The following is a 14,117-nucleotide window of genomic DNA, read 5'->3' as shown; positions in this document are numbered from 1 at the left end:
TATTGGCACAGGCTGGCGTCCGTCAGCAACCGCTTTCACAAACACCGGGATGACAAAACGCGCGGTGTCGGCTTGCGTTCCATCAAAATGGCGCCCTAGACGCGACGTGAACGAGCGCGTATACGACACGCGCGCTGTTAGCGCCGATCCGGCGCGATTCAAACCAATCAGACCAAAAGGCATTTCGCCATGATTCACGGTCTCTCCCGGCCGAAAAACCAGATCCGCTGGCTGCTGCTGGAAGGCATTTCGCCGACCGCGCGCGCGGTTCTTGAAAAACACGGTTATACAAATGTTGAAGTCTTGTCCGGAGCCCTGGAAAAGGACGCGTTGATCGACAAGCTGCAGGGCGTCCAGATGCTCGGCATCCGCTCCCGTACCCAGGTCACCGAAGAGGTTCTGGAAGCGGCCAAGAGCCTTGTTGCCGTCGGCTGCTTCTCCGTCGGCACCAACCAGGTCGACCTCAAGGGCGCGCTTACGCGCGGCATCCCGGTGTTCAATGCCCCCTTCTCCAACACGAGATCCGTGGCCGAACTCACCGTTGCCGAAATCGTCATGCTGATGCGTGGCGTCTTCCCGAAATCCACCGCGGCCCACGAAGGCCGCTGGATGAAAAGCGCTGCCGGTTCCCACGAAGTTCGCGGCAAGACACTCGGTATCGTCGGCTACGGCAATATCGGCACGCAGTTGTCGAACCTGGCCGAGGCCATGGGCTTGCGGGTGATCTACTTCGATCTCGTCGACAAGCTGCAGCACGGCAACGTGATGCCGTCCGAAAGCCTCGATGGCCTGCTGGCTGAATCCGATGTCGTGTCCCTGCATGTTCCCGATACGCCGGAAACGCGCGACATGTTCGGTGCTGACCAGATTTCGAAGATGAAGAAGGGCGCGTTCCTGATCAACAACGCCCGCGGCAAGGTTGTCGATATCGACGCTCTGGCCGCCGCGCTGAAGTCCGGTCACCTGGCAGGCGCTGCCATCGACGTCTTCCCGGTCGAGCCGAAGTCCAACAAGGACGAATTCCTGTCGCCGCTGCGCGGCCTCGACAACGTCATCCTGACCCCGCACGTGGGTGGTTCGACGGAAGAGGCCCAGGACCGGATCGGCGAGGAAGTCTCCAAGCGACTGGTGGAATACTCCGATGTCGGGTCCACCATCGGCGCCGTCTCGTTCCCGCAGGTTCAACTGCCCAAGGGCACGTCGGCCACGCGTTTCATCCAGGTGCACCACAATGCTCCCGGAGCCATGCGCACGCTGAACGACCTCTTCACCCGGCACAACCTCAACATCTGTGCCCAGTACATGCAGTCCCATCTGGACATCGGCTACGTTGTTCTGGATGTCGACAGCCCGGTGGAAGATCCGGTCAGCATTCTGGAAGAGATCCGCACCCTGCCCAACACCATCCGGGCAAGGCTGCTCAACCGGGTCTGATCGTCCCGGCCTTCAGAAACGACAAAAGCCCTGGAACATTTCCAGGGCTTTTTCTTTTTCAAATGCTTTGGCTTACCAGATTGGTCTAATCCACCGTGACCGGGCTGAAGACCCGGTTGCGTCCCTGTTTCTTGGCTTCATAAAGACGAAGGTCCGCCTGCCTGAACAGGGCCTCCATGGTCTCGCCGTCCTGCGGCGCACTGGCCAGACCGATGCTGACCGTTACCTTTTCCGGAAGATAGATCTTGCTGAAGCGCTCGATCGCCTTGCGCAGCCGCTCGGCCATGGAGGTCGCGCCTTCCACCGACAGTTTCTCGCACAGAAGCACGAACTCTTCGCCGCCCACCCTGTAGAGGTGATCGTCGGAACGCAGATTGTCGGCCAGAAGCCGGGCAACCATCTTCAGGATCTCGTCCCCGGCCTGGTGGCCATGCCGGTCGTTCACCTGCTTGAAGTGATCGATGTCGATCACAAGCAGGGACAGGGGCCGGTTTTCCTGCAGGTTCTTGGCAAGGATCTTGGGCGCATTCTGGTCGTACTGGCTGCGGTGTAGCGTGCCGGTCAGGTGATCGCGAATGGAAGCTTCCAGAAGCTTGTGATAGCGCTCGCGGTAGGTCAGCACCTGAAACACGTCCTTGAAGGACCTATTGGTGAGCCAGCTGCTCTCGTTGTCGAAATACTTCAGGTAGAGGATGAACAGCGCCGTATAGACCAGCGTCGCCACCATCTTGGCCGCCCAGCCGCCGACAAACACATGCCAGGGCGCACCGGAAACATAATGCAGCGCCAGGAAGAACCCGGCCTGGTCGAAAGTCAGCACCGCCGCGCCGCAGATCAGGAAACGCAGGCCCAGGTGCCGCCCGACCCAATTGCCGATCCGCTCATAAAGCACGATGATCGCGATCGCGTCGACAAACAGCAAGATGGTGCCCCAGACCATCAGCAGTCCCATTTCGTCGATAAAGGCGAAATCCGGATTGCGGCCGTCCGTGACCGAGATGGTATCGTGGTTCCGCAGGATCATCACCAGCGCGACGATCAGGAAGTTGCCGATCAACAGGCCGTAGATCGGCTGGCGGACGATCAGCGCATCCTCGCGGATGTAAAGCAGCAGGATCATCAGAAGCTTGCCGGAAAAGAGCACTGTCGACCCGGGGGAGACGATGCCGAACGGCAACTCGATGTAAAAGACGCTTGCAAGATATGTTTCCAGGAAATGCATCACACCAAGCGCGCACATGAAGACGCCGATACCGATCACCTGACGAGCCCGCAGAAGGCTCATCATGACGATGAAATAAACGGCTGCCTGGGCCAAGAGGAGGAGCGCGTTGGAGATGGCCATGGATTACCTGGTAGTTTTCTCGATCCGAGACCTCGATGTATGCATTGATTCTCGTTCGGATCGACACCGAAATCGGTTTCAGTCCGGAACAAGCTTAAGAATCGGGCCCCTTGCGGCCAGTCTTAGAGGAAACGGCGGAACCTGAAAACCTAGTCGTAATACTGTACTGCGACCTTGTGCGGGCTCGCCGAACCCTGCGTTGCAACCCTACATGAGAGGCGGAAACCTGTCATTGCCCGCGAAAGCCCCAAGACGATGGATACCAGACGCAACGTCAAACCGGCCCCGCCTGCCCTTGCACATCTTCCCGACAACCTGATCGTCTTTGATGGCATTTGCGTTCTGTGCTCCGGCTTTGCCCGGTTCGTAGCCAGGCACGACCGGACAGCAGGCTTTCGCTTTGTCGACGCCCACTCGGACATCGGTCAGGCACTCTACCGGCACCACGGGCTCGACCCGCAGAAGATGGAAACCAACATCGTTATCTGCCGCGGCCGGGCCTACACCCAAATGGCGTCCTTCACCGCAGCCATGAAAAGTCTCGGCTGGCCCTGGAAGGCGCTCACGGTACTGGATCTTCTGCCGCGCAGGCTCGCGGACTGGACTTATGACAGGATTGCCCAAAACCGCTATCGGCTCGGCAGACGAACCTGTCCCCTGCCGTCGGCGGCCCTGAAGGAACGGCTCCTTGACTGAACTTTCCCGAAAGAAGCGGATCGTCGTTCTCGGTGGCTATGGCGTTTTCGGCGGAAAGCTGGCCGAGGCGCTGCTGAGGCACGAGCATCTGGACGTCATCGTCGCAGGCCGCAGCCAGCAAAAGGCTGAAGACTTCTGTCGCCGGCATGGTGGCACTACCGCCGTTCTGGATCGTACGGCACCTGATTTCGCTGCTGCCCTTCTCGCCCTTCGCCCCTTCGTCACCGTCGACGCCGCCGGACCGTTTCAGGCCTACCGGCAATCCCCCTACGCTGTTGCGGAAGCCGCCCTTGCCGCCGGGAGCCATTATCTGGATCTTTCCGACGATGCCGGGTTCACCAGCGGTATTACTGTGCTCGACGAGCAAGCACGCTTGAGTGGACTGACCGTGCTTTCAGGCGTTTCCAGCGTACCGGCCCTCTCTTCGGTTGCCGTCGAAGCTCTTCGGCATGAGTTCTCAGAAGTCGACCTGATCGAAAGCACTATCCTGCCGGGCAATCGTGCACCTCGTGGCCTCTCCGTCATCGAAGCGATCCTGACCCAGTCCGGCAAGCCCGTTTCCGTCTACCGCGATGGCGGATGGACAAAAGTCATCGGCTGGTCCGGTCTCTCCCGGCGCCGGATCGGCCCGGAAGGCAGCAGCGGCCTTTCAAAGCGCTGGTCGAGTTTCATCGGCGCGCCGGATCTGACACTCTTTCCCAAGGTCTACAACGCCCGAACGGTGCTGTTCCGGGCGGGACTTGAACTCTCCCTCCTTCATCTGGGCCTCTGGGCTCTCTCCTGGCTGGTGCGACTTCGCCTTGTCAGGTCACTACAAGCTGCCGCTCCACTCCTTCGTACTGTCGCGGGCTGGTTCGAACGGTTCGGGTCCGACCGCGGCGGCATGGAAGTCCGGCTTGCCGGGCTTGGCAAGGACGGCCAGCCCTTGGCCGCCAGCTGGTCTCTGATTGCGGAAGCTGGCGACGGGCCGCATATCCCGGCAGTCCCGGGCGCTATCTTGTGCAAGCACCTTGTCGAAGGTGTTGTTCCAGCCGGAGCGCGGCCAAGCCTTGGTGAATTCAAACTGGCAGATGTCGAGGAGGCCACCGCTCATCTGAACGTTCGCACCTTCTCTGCAAAGCAGGCGGCACCGGTCTTGTTCCAGCAGGCACTCGGCAGCAGCACCTTCAAAGCTTTGCCGGAAAGGATCCGCTCCCTTCACACAGTGTTTGACCGCCGGCAATGGATCGGTGAGGCAAAGGTCACGCGCGGCACCTCGCGGCTCGGCCAGTTGCTGTGCCGTATCGTCGGCTTTCCGCCCGAAGCAGATGCCACTCCGGTGAACGTGACCATCAAGCGGCAGGGCGACAAGGAAATCTGGCAGCGCAATTTCGGCGGCAAGACTTTCCGCTCCGTGCTCAGCCTGTCAGGTGCACCGGGGTCCGGCGTGGTTCAGGAGCGCTTCGGACCAACAACGTTCAACATTCACCTGAACCTGAAAGGCGATGCGCTCGCCTATCCCGTTCGCAGTGGCAAGCTGTTTGGCATTCCCTTGCCGCGCTGGTTGTTGCCGATCAGCGAAACAGCCGAGACGGCACCGGATGGCATCTTCCGCTTCGACGTCGAGATCTCCCTGCCTGGTCTCGGGCGGCTCGTGCGATATCAAGGGTGGCTGAAGCCCCTCCAACACAATCTCACGGGAAATCCGACAACGACCAACACTGAAAAACATTGTCTCTAGTGACAATTCCTCGTTTGACTTCAACGGCTTTTGACACAATCTTGCGAACCTGACCCAGTCTCTTAAAGCCAGATCAGAACCGTTTTCACCGGACTATCAATCATGCCTGCCGTTTCGCGCCTTTCCGTCAATGTCAACGCCATCGCCATGTTGCGAAATCGCCGGGATCTGCCCTGGCCGAGCGTGACTGGCCTTGCGGCCATCGCGATGGAAGCCGGCGCCAAGGGCATCACCGTGCATCCTCGTCCGGACGAACGCCATATCCGCAAGACGGACGTGTTCGAGCTGTCCGAGCTGATCGAGGACCGGTTCCCGAACAAGGAACTGTGCCTGGAAGGCTATCCGGCCCCCGATTTCATGAAGCTGGTGGAGGAAGCCCGCCCCGAACAGGTCCTGTTCGTGCCGGACGACCCGCAGCAGTCCACCTCGGACCATGGCTGGGACTTTTCGAAAGACACCGGCGCGCTGGAAACGGCGATTGCCGCCGCCAAGGAGTGGGCGGTTACAGTCTCGCTCTTCTGCGATCCGGACCCGGTTGCCCCCGAACACGCTGCCAGGCTCGGGGCGGAACGTATCGAGATCTACACCGGCCCTTATGGTGCCTGCTACGACGACCCGGCACGCGCCGAAAAGGAACTCGACATGATTGTCGCCACGGCGGAAGCCGCCCAGGCCTGCGGGCTCGGCGTCAATGCCGGACATGATCTGACCGTCGAAAACATACCTGCCCTGATGGCGCGCGCGCCCTTCATTCGGGAAATGTCGATCGGCCACGGCTTTACTGCCGATGCGCTGATCCATGGCTTTGCCGAAAGCGTTGCCCGCTTCCGCCGGGCCATGGGCGAGATCTGATGAACGACACTTTGGAGAAGCAGGTCGCGTTTCTTCTGGAAACCGACAAGCTGAAGGAAGTCGTCCGGCTGAACCAGCTCACGGGCGGCGCCCGGCGCGAGACCACGGCCGAGCACTGCTGGCACGTGATCCTGCAGACGCTGACGCTTGCCGAGCACGCCCCTGCCGGCACCGACATCAACCACGTCGTCAAGCTGCTCGCCGTTCACGACCTGGTCGAGATCGACGCAGGCGACCACTGGGTCACAGACGACAATCGGGCCGGCATCAAGGATCTGGAACAGGCAGCCGCAAGCCGACTGTTCGCCCTGCTTCCCTCATCGCAAGGCCTGGATTTCAAGGCTCTTTGGCTGGAGTTCGAAGCCAACGAAACACCGGAGGCGAAATTCGCCAATGCGATGGACGCGCTGCATCCGATGGTGCTGGTCTTTGCATCCGGCCTGGACGATCCGACCCATGAACCCATTTCCGCCGAAGCGTTGAAGCTGACGAAGGAATCCCGCCTGTCTCCCTTCCCGGGTCTTTGGGATTTTGCCCAGGACCTGCTGAACAAGGCCGTACGCGACGGCCGGCTGCTGCCCTGAAACATCCTTCCGGCTGCACCCCGCAGCCTTTGCTCGAGAACCGAAATGCCGATAGATCTTTGGCTCGTTTTTATTGCCGTCTCGCTCCTGCCTGCCGTCAGTCCCGGCCCCGCAGTCATGCTGGCCATTTCCAACACGCTCCGGTTCGGCCGTAACGCGACCCTCGCTTCCGCGGCAGGCAATGCCACGGGACTGGTAATCCTGGGATACGCGGTCGCCCTCGGCTTCGGCGCCCTGATGGCAGCCTCCGCCGTGGCTTTCACGGTGCTGAAGGTCATTGGTGCCGCCTATCTCATATTCATCGGCCTCAAGATCTGGCGCGACAAGTCTGCCTTTCACGTGGAAGATGGTGTCCTGATTGCCCGCAAAAGCCCCAGAAAGCTGTTCCTGGAAGCGCTGCTCGTTTCCGTCACCAATCCGAAGGCCATTCTGGTCATCACCGCGCTGTTCCCGCAATTCATGCGCGCCGACGGCATCGATCTCACGGAGATCTCTGTGCTGTCCTTCACCTACGCCGCATTGTGTTTCGCCAACCATGCCGCAATTGCCTACGCAGGTGGCCACATGCGCCGCTTCCTGACGTCTGCAAAGCGCATGCTGTGGGTACGCCGGATCACAGGCACGCTCTTTGTCGGCTTTGGTGCAGCACTGGCCGCTGCCAGCCGGTAAAAGGCACAAACTGGTCGGTCGTTGGGGGATCACGATACGGGGCGAATCCGATAGGCTCGCCCCTAGCCTCCTTCAACCGGACCAGTCCCTTGCCCTTCAGGATCCTTACATTTTGCGGCAGTCTTCGTGCCGCATCGTCCAATCTGGCCCTGCTGAGCGCAGCAGAACGACTGGCGCCCGACGGGCTCGTTCTCAACCGCTATGACCGCATCGGCGATCTGCCGCATTTCGTGCCGGATCTGGATATTACCGACCACCTGCCGGAGATCGTCATCGACCTGCGCGAACAGGTTGCGCGCGCCGACGGGCTGCTGTTCGCCGTGCCGGAATACATGCATGCACTGCCCGGCAGCTTCAAAAACACTCTCGACTGGATGGTTGGTTGTCAGAAGTTTCCGGGCAAGCCGGTCGCGCTTGCCCACGTCACCTCCCGCCACGCCTTTGCCCCGGTTCAGCTGGAAGAGATCCTCCGGACCATGTCCGCCGAAATCGTCAGTGAAGCCGGATTTTCGCTTGGCCTCACCAGCAATGCCATCACCCCTGAGATGATCTGTACGGATGCCTCCCTTGCCGCGATCGTCACGCGACACCTCGACCGATATCAAACCTGGTTAAGCCGAGAGTGTGACTGAGGCCCCTTCGGAAATGCAGCCCGCCTAGTCTGCCGGATCGATCACCAGAAGAAGCCGCGGGCCACCTGCCGGAGTTGCGGCCGGAGACCGGTGCAAGAGAGCGGTTCTTTCGCCGCAAGACCATTGACGGCCGCGAAAAACGGCAACGCCCCCAGGCGGCACCTGACGGATGCGGCCAGGCTCCTCGGCCACATTTTCCGGAACATATTCCGTGCCCGGCCCGCGATAGGTGCACAACAACCGGGCGCGAACATTGTCCAGGTGGAACTTCGGACACATGACGTCTTCCAAAACATCCAGCCGCAATCGCAGCAGACGCACTGTCAGCGTCTTTGCCAGCATCAGGGCAAGTGCCCCGACATCACTTGCCAGTATGTCCCTCTCCCGACACGCAGGAAGTCCATGGCTCTCGCAAGCCGCCCGGACAGCCGCCTCTGCCAGATGCACAGGCACCACCGTGCGCAGTTCCGGCAGGTTGTCTTTCGGCAAGGCATTCACCCACCTCTGAAATTCGGGATCCGGCGTTCGACGCCAGATAGCGGCGGCGATGCCCGGATCGCGAATGTCGGCGAGAATGTCCGGATCCCGGCCGATAATCACATCCCGTGCGGCAGGCCCGTTCGAAAGGGCGTCCGCCTTCGGTTCCAGCGCTGTCATGCTGCGCGGTCCGCATGGCGGAAGGCTGGAAAGGGATCCGGCAGTTGCGCAAAGGCCGAAAGTTCGTCACCCGCGTTTTCGCCGATCAGGCACGCGTCGAGCCGGCTTTTCAGAAGCGGCCAGTCGATGCCCGCACCGATGAAGACAATTTCCTGCCGCCGGTCGCCAAACGGTTCGACCCAGAGCGACTTCGCATAGGCCCGGGCGCGGTCGTCATCCGGCCAACGCTCCTTCGGCACCGACGCCCACCAGGTGCCAAGCGGACTGATGCTGGAGAGCGCCCCGGCCAGCGAGAACTCGATCACCCATTGCGGCCGGCTGCCGATCCAGAAATGGCCCTTGGCGCGGATCACGCCCGGTAACTGCCCATTGAGCAGCTCATGGATCTTTTCCGGATCGAATGGCCGCCGTGCCCGGTAGACGTAGGAGGCAACACCATATTCCTCGGTTTCGGGAATGTGGTCAGCAAAGCCGTAAAGCTCCTTGGCCCACATCGGGTGTTCATGAGCCTTTTCAAAATTGAAGAGCCCCGTGTTCAGGATGTCGGAAGGCGAGACTTCCGAGTAGTCGGTCTCGATAATCTTCGCATCCGCGTTGAGACTGCGGATGATCTTGCGGGCAGCATCCACCTGTCCGGCCGACGCGGCACCCACCTTGTTGAGAACCACCACATCGGCAAACTCTATCTGGTCCGTCAGGAGATGCACCAGCGTGCGTTCGTCCTCCTCGCCCAGCGTCTCTCCCCGATCGCTCAGGAAATCATGGCTGGAGTAATCCTTCAGCAGATTGACCGCATCGACCACCGTCACCATCGTGTCGAGCCTTGCCACATCGGCGAGGCTGTCGCCGGCTTCGTCTCGGAATTCGAAAGTCGCTGCCACCGGCAACGGTTCGGATATCCCCGTTGATTCAATAAGCAGGTAGTCGAACCGCCCTTCGCCAGCCAGGCGGCGAACCTCGTTCAGCAGATCGTCGCGCAAGGTGCAGCAGATGCAGCCGTTGGACATCTCGACAACGGTTTCCTCGGTCTTGCTCAGCTCCGCACCGCCTGCCCGCACCAGGTCTGCGTCGATATTCACCTCCGACATGTCGTTGACGATTACAGCCACCTTCAATCCGGAACGGTTGTTGAGGATGCGATCGAGCAAGGTGGTTTTTCCCGCTCCAAGAAACCCGGACAGCACGGTTACAGGCAGGCGTCGATCGGACATAAGGCCTCCAGCAAGTTTGATATGTTATGTTATTACATATCAAATCTGTACTTTATTGCCGGCGACCAAGGCAACCGTTTTTTAAACCAGGGCGATCGAGGCTCACTGACGGCAGAACAATGGAAGGGAATTTCAGGCAGCAGATCCGGGGCGCTCATCAGTCGTCCGGTCTGCGAGGCCGGCGACCGGCCGGCCAGGGAACCCGAACTGTTTCAGAAAGGCAGCGGCGCGTTGTCCGTCACTTCCTTCATGACAAAAAACGTGCGGGTCTGCCGCACACCCGGCAACGCAATCAGCTTTTCGCCGTGCAGCTTGTTGAAGTCCGCCATGTCCCGTGTGCGGATCTTCAGGAAGTAATCGAAGTCGCCCGCCACCAGGTGGCAATCGAGAACAAAGTCCGCCTTGCGAACCACTTCTTCAAACTCGGCAAAACTTTGCGGGGTCGACCGGTCCAGCACCACACCCACGATCACAAGGGCAGATCTGTCGACCTTTTGCGGATCGATATGCGCGCGCACGCCCTGAATGAAACCCTCGTCGAACAGCCGCTGCGTCCGCCTGTGACAGGTCGCCGGGCTGACATTTACAAGACCGGCAAGTTCGGCGTTGCTGAGGCGGCCATCTTCTTGCAGCAGCTTGAGAATTTTGCGGTCAATCCGGTCGAGCTCACCAGCCATGGAAGAATCTTTCAGTTTTTTGACCTTAATTCGATGATTGATGAATCAATATCCGCTTCAAGTTCTCATTGACAGAAAAAATACATCAAACTTTGAAAGCACCTTTCTGAATATTTCTGCAAGGCTCAAAGGGTCAACAATCAATCCGGTGTGCTCCATGAACCTCAGCAAGTTCGAACGCTATCCCCTCACCTTCGGCCCAACGCCCATCGAACCTCTACCCCGGCTTTCCGAAGCGCTTGGCGGCAAGGTGGACATTTATGCAAAGCGGGACGACTGCAACTCCGGCCTTGCCTTTGGCGGCAACAAGCTGCGGAAACTGGAATATATCGTGCCCGACGCGATCGCTTCCGGCGCAGACACGCTGGTTTCCATCGGCGGTGTGCAGTCCAACCACACCCGCATGGTTGCAGCCACCGCCGCCAAGATCGGCATGAAATGCGTTGTGGTGCAGGAAAAATGGGTACCGCACTACGATGCGGTCTACGACCGGGTTGGCAACATTTTGCTGACGCGTCTGATGGGGGCGGATTCCCGTCTGGTCGACGACGGCTTCGACATCGGCATTCGCCAGAGCTGGGAAGACGCAATGCAGTCCGTGCGCGATGCGGGTGGCACGCCTTACGGCATTCCTGCCGGGGCATCCGTCCACAAATACGGCGGCCTTGGTTACGTGCGCTTTGCCGAGGAAGTGAAGCAGCAGGAAGAAGAGCTCGGTTTTACCTTCGACTACATCATCGTCTGCGTGGTCACCGGCTCCACCCAGGCCGGAATGATCGTGGGCTTCGCCGACCAGAACCGGGCGGATCGCGTAATCGGCATCGACGCCTCCGGCACCCTTGACCAGACCCGTGCGCAGGTTCGCCAGATCGTCGACAACACGGCCTCCCTTGTGGAACTTGGCCGCGCGGTCCGGGACGACGAGATCGTGATCAATCCCGACTACGCCTACCCGGCTTATGGTGTTCCCTCTGAAGAGACAAACGACGCCATCCGGCTTGCCGCCAAGACCGAGGCAATGATCACCGATCCGGTCTACGAGGGCAAATCGATGCAAGGCATGATCGACCTGGTCAAGCTTGGCAAGATTCCCGCCGGATCGAAGGTACTCTATGCGCACCTCGGCGGTGCCCCCGCCCTCAATGGCTATAGCTACTATTACAAGGACGGCTGATTATGAGCAGGCGGCCGCTGCCTTATCGCAACGGCCGACTTTTTTCTGCGGTCTGACAGGCGGTCAAAGACCTGTCAGCTTCGCACCTTGCAATCGAAAGACGTGCCCTGAGGCCAGTCCACCATGGCCTCGTCTCCCTTTATCCAGAATAAAATGCCGAAATCGCCTTCGTAACGCGCGCCGGATCCGCTCGGTCCCTGCACGACGATTTCCGTCGTGTCACCGCGCTCCAACCGTGCAGACGGTGGCTCGGTATCGAAGAAGGTCGCCACGATCTCATCTGCCGGGTTTTCGTTGCAGGTGTAAAAGACCGGTGCCTGTCCCTTGATCAGTTGATAGCGCGCTGTCAGTTCCGCGATCCGGCGTTCATAGGACGAGCGGACGCAGGAGAGTTCGTCGTCACTCTTCCAGCATTCGTCGCGCCCTTTCACCCAGCCGCGTTGATAGGCCTTCAGCGTATTGAGTTCCTCTTCGGCGCCCGCATCAAGCGACTTCACGACGCCAACCGCGCCTTCATAGATATCTGCCAGTTTCTGGTCCAGTGTTCCCAGATCATCATTCGAACAGACCAGCTTTTCGGCCGAACTTTCCGCCTTCGCACAATCGAAGGCCGGGCCGGCTGCCCAAGCCGCCGGCACAAAGGCGAACCCGGCAACAACGAGCCCAAGACCAACTGCAAAACCACGCATGAGAATGCCTCCCGAAAGACCTGTAACAACAGATCTAACGGATCTCAGGTTGATGGCAAGATTTGGGTCGCAGGCAGATATTCGACCACACGGTCAGACCGGCGTTCTGCATCCACCCGGTTGGAGCGAGCCCAACCGGCGAGAAGTGCGATGTTCCAGCATGAGGCCTCAGGCGGCTTCCGCCCGTTTGAGCTGCTGATGCTCGTCCTCGACAAGTCCGATTTTCCAGTAGCCGGAAATGTAGGTGTCCGCCTTCGGCACTTTCCGTTCGTTGTGAAGATGATCCCGAAGGGCCCGAATGACGGAGCTTTCACCTGCAATGCAGGTCTGGATTGTTCCCGCAGGCCATTCCAGAGATTTTACGAGGTCAACCTGCGCGGTTGAAGGCAGATGCGGGTTTTCCTGTACCAGCCATCTGATTTCCACGCCTTCTGGTGCTGCAATCTCGCGCTTGTCGGCTTCTGACGGAACTTCGAACAGGACAAGACCCCTTGCCTCGCGCGGCATAGCCTCCAGCGTCGCTTCGACCACCGGCATTGCCGAAAGGTCTGCGGCCAGCAAATACCAGTCGGCATGAAACTCGGTGATTTTCGGCTGGCTTGGGCCGAGAAAGCCCAAGAAATCGCCCTCTGCCGCCCGCTGTGCCCAGCGCGTTGCAGGCCCTTCGTCGCCGTGAGCAACAAAGTCGATATCGAGTTCCAGCGTATCTCGGCGGAAAGAACGGACGGTATAGGTGCGAACCGGATGGACGCGTTCGGAAGGCCCGTCCGGCGCATAATGCGCTTCAAAGGCCTCGCGGCTTTCGCCGTCGCGCGGCAACAACAACTTGCAGTTCGCGCCCTCGTGCCCTTCGGGAAAACCCTGCAACTCCGGGCCGGCAAAGGTGACACGGATAAGATTTGGACTGAGGTAGTGCGTCGACTTGACGGTTAGAAATCTGGGCTGGCGTTTCGCAGGAGTGGCCAAGGAGGACCTCATAAATCTTGAGTTATAATCTCAAGATTTAACATCGACGATAGCCGATTTAAAGATCTGCCTTTCGGAAAAGTGTAACGGCACCTTGCAGAAGAGACCTGCGCGTGCGCGGTTCATGTTATTCCGGAAAAAAGCCTGAGCCCGCCGATTGACGGGCACAGGCCAGAAAAACACCCGGCAGATCAGTCGCGGATGATCGGCTCTTTCAGATCACCCGGGTTCTTCTCCTTGATGATGTCCCAATTGAGGGTCGCCTTGCGGATGTATCCCGGCACATCTTCTTCGAACCGCTCCTGCACCTTCAGGGAGTTGTTCAGGTAAAGCTTGCCGTCGACAATCGACCAGGCCTCCGGCACCACCGGTACCTTGAAACCCATGGCGGCACCGAAGGCACAAAAGCCGCCGTATTGAGGGGCATATTTCGCCGGGTCGGCAACAAACTTGTCACGGTTTTCCGCGGACGAGAACTTCCAGGTCACATCGTCGTACTCTGCGGTGAATTCATCGGAGCCGGCAACAGGCTTGCCGTCCGTGAAATAGGCAACCGGATCGGTGCCGCCGATTGCAGCCCCGCCTTTGGTGAAAGTGGTGATCTCATCAGCGGAAGCGGTAAAGGCAGCAGCGGAGAAGAGCGCGGTCAGTCCCAGCAGAACGGATTTGGACGTATAGAGCGGCATGTGCGTCTCCATTGGGGTGTGAATGGCGTGTTCAGGTGAAGCCTAACGCTCCACGCGGAAAAAAACATGTCTTCTGCCGCAGAATTTGGCCAATCACCCTTGATCACAGAGCCGCTAACGGCGGG

15 protein-coding genes are annotated in these 14,117 nt (G+C 59.6%); 8 read left to right on the top strand and 7 right to left on the bottom strand.

Annotation, left to right across the window (positions count from 1 at the left end; translation table 11 throughout):
• Positions 1–189 precede the first annotated feature (189 nt).
• Complete coding sequence (serA, locus tag B0E33_RS21620) at positions 190–1,434, top strand: phosphoglycerate dehydrogenase (RefSeq protein ID WP_023000587.1); 1,245 nt, start codon at positions 190–192, stop codon at positions 1,432–1,434.
• A gap of 85 nt (positions 1,435–1,519) precedes the next feature.
• On the opposite strand, the gene B0E33_RS21615 is transcribed toward serA, so the two are convergent.
• Entirely contained in the window at positions 1,520–2,779 is a 1,260-nt protein-coding gene (locus B0E33_RS21615; RefSeq protein WP_062488204.1) for a GGDEF domain-containing protein, read from the bottom strand.
• 255 nt (positions 2,780–3,034) lie between these two features.
• Between B0E33_RS21615 and B0E33_RS21610 the strand changes: the two genes are divergently transcribed.
• The 6 genes from B0E33_RS21610 (at position 3,035) to B0E33_RS21585 (ending at position 7,932) form a co-directional block, all read left to right on the top strand.
• Entirely contained in the window at positions 3,035–3,475 is a 441-nt protein-coding gene (locus tag B0E33_RS21610; protein ID WP_077292398.1) for a thiol-disulfide oxidoreductase DCC family protein, read from the top strand.
• The gene (locus B0E33_RS21605) at positions 3,468–5,195 is read left to right on the top strand and encodes a saccharopine dehydrogenase family protein (protein ID WP_077292397.1); all 1,728 of its coding nucleotides are present in this window, start codon (positions 3,468–3,470) and stop codon (positions 5,193–5,195) included. Before B0E33_RS21610 ends, B0E33_RS21605 begins: the two co-directional genes overlap by 8 nt.
• Positions 5,196–5,297: 102 nt before the next feature.
• Positions 5,298–6,047, top strand: coding sequence for a pyridoxine 5'-phosphate synthase (locus tag B0E33_RS21600; protein ID WP_077292396.1), 750 nt, complete (start codon positions 5,298–5,300; stop codon positions 6,045–6,047).
• The gene (locus tag B0E33_RS21595; RefSeq protein ID WP_077292395.1) at positions 6,047–6,631 is read left to right on the top strand and encodes an HD domain-containing protein; all 585 of its coding nucleotides are present in this window, start codon (positions 6,047–6,049) and stop codon (positions 6,629–6,631) included. The genes B0E33_RS21600 and B0E33_RS21595 overlap by 1 nt, the downstream gene beginning before the upstream one ends.
• Positions 6,632–6,676: 45 nt before the next feature.
• The gene (locus B0E33_RS21590; RefSeq protein WP_023000581.1) at positions 6,677–7,300 is read left to right on the top strand and encodes a LysE family translocator; all 624 of its coding nucleotides are present in this window, start codon (positions 6,677–6,679) and stop codon (positions 7,298–7,300) included.
• Positions 7,301–7,389: 89 nt separating this feature from the next.
• A complete protein-coding gene (locus B0E33_RS21585; protein ID WP_167579582.1) occupies positions 7,390–7,932 on the top strand; it encodes an NADPH-dependent FMN reductase in 543 nt (180 codons plus the stop codon).
• Between the two features lie 24 nt (positions 7,933–7,956).
• Here B0E33_RS21585 and B0E33_RS21580 read toward each other — a convergent pair whose 3' ends face one another.
• The 3 genes from B0E33_RS21580 to B0E33_RS21570 form a co-directional block, all read right to left on the bottom strand.
• Positions 7,957–8,589 (bottom strand): DUF1826 domain-containing protein, encoded by a 633-nt coding sequence (locus B0E33_RS21580; protein ID WP_077292393.1) that lies wholly within the window; start codon positions 8,587–8,589, stop codon positions 7,957–7,959.
• Entirely contained in the window at positions 8,586–9,800 is a 1,215-nt protein-coding gene (locus tag B0E33_RS21575) for a GTP-binding protein (RefSeq protein WP_077292392.1), read from the bottom strand. Before B0E33_RS21575 ends, B0E33_RS21580 begins: the two co-directional genes overlap by 4 nt.
• Positions 9,801–10,012: 212 nt before the next feature.
• Positions 10,013–10,477: an Lrp/AsnC family transcriptional regulator gene (locus B0E33_RS21570; RefSeq protein WP_075283526.1), complete on the bottom strand. Its 465-nt coding sequence runs from the start codon at positions 10,475–10,477 to the stop codon at positions 10,013–10,015.
• A 157-nt stretch (positions 10,478–10,634) separates the two neighbouring features.
• Here B0E33_RS21570 and B0E33_RS21565 point away from each other — a divergent pair, with 157 nt between their 5' ends.
• Complete coding sequence (locus B0E33_RS21565) at positions 10,635–11,651, top strand: 1-aminocyclopropane-1-carboxylate deaminase (RefSeq protein WP_023000576.1); 1,017 nt, start codon at positions 10,635–10,637, stop codon at positions 11,649–11,651.
• A gap of 74 nt (positions 11,652–11,725) precedes the next feature.
• On the opposite strand, the gene B0E33_RS21560 is transcribed toward B0E33_RS21565, so the two are convergent.
• The 3 genes from B0E33_RS21560 to B0E33_RS21550 form a co-directional block, all read right to left on the bottom strand.
• Complete coding sequence (locus tag B0E33_RS21560; protein ID WP_077292391.1) at positions 11,726–12,340, bottom strand: MliC family protein; 615 nt, start codon at positions 12,338–12,340, stop codon at positions 11,726–11,728.
• A 168-nt stretch (positions 12,341–12,508) separates the two neighbouring features.
• Positions 12,509–13,306: a siderophore-interacting protein gene (locus B0E33_RS21555; protein WP_206051389.1), complete on the bottom strand. Its 798-nt coding sequence runs from the start codon at positions 13,304–13,306 to the stop codon at positions 12,509–12,511.
• Positions 13,307–13,497: 191 nt separating this feature from the next.
• On the bottom strand, positions 13,498–13,992 hold the full coding sequence (locus B0E33_RS21550) for a YHS domain-containing (seleno)protein (protein WP_031269160.1): 495 nt from the start codon (positions 13,990–13,992) through the stop codon (positions 13,498–13,500).
• Between the last annotated feature and the right edge of the window lie 125 nt (positions 13,993–14,117).

It is taken from the genome of Roseibium algicola (assembly GCF_001999245.1).
GTDB classification, from domain to species: domain Bacteria; phylum Pseudomonadota; class Alphaproteobacteria; order Rhizobiales; family Stappiaceae; genus Roseibium; species Roseibium algicola.
The sequence above is the reverse complement of the archived record's forward strand: the minus strand, read 5'-3'. Positions and strand labels throughout refer to the sequence as shown.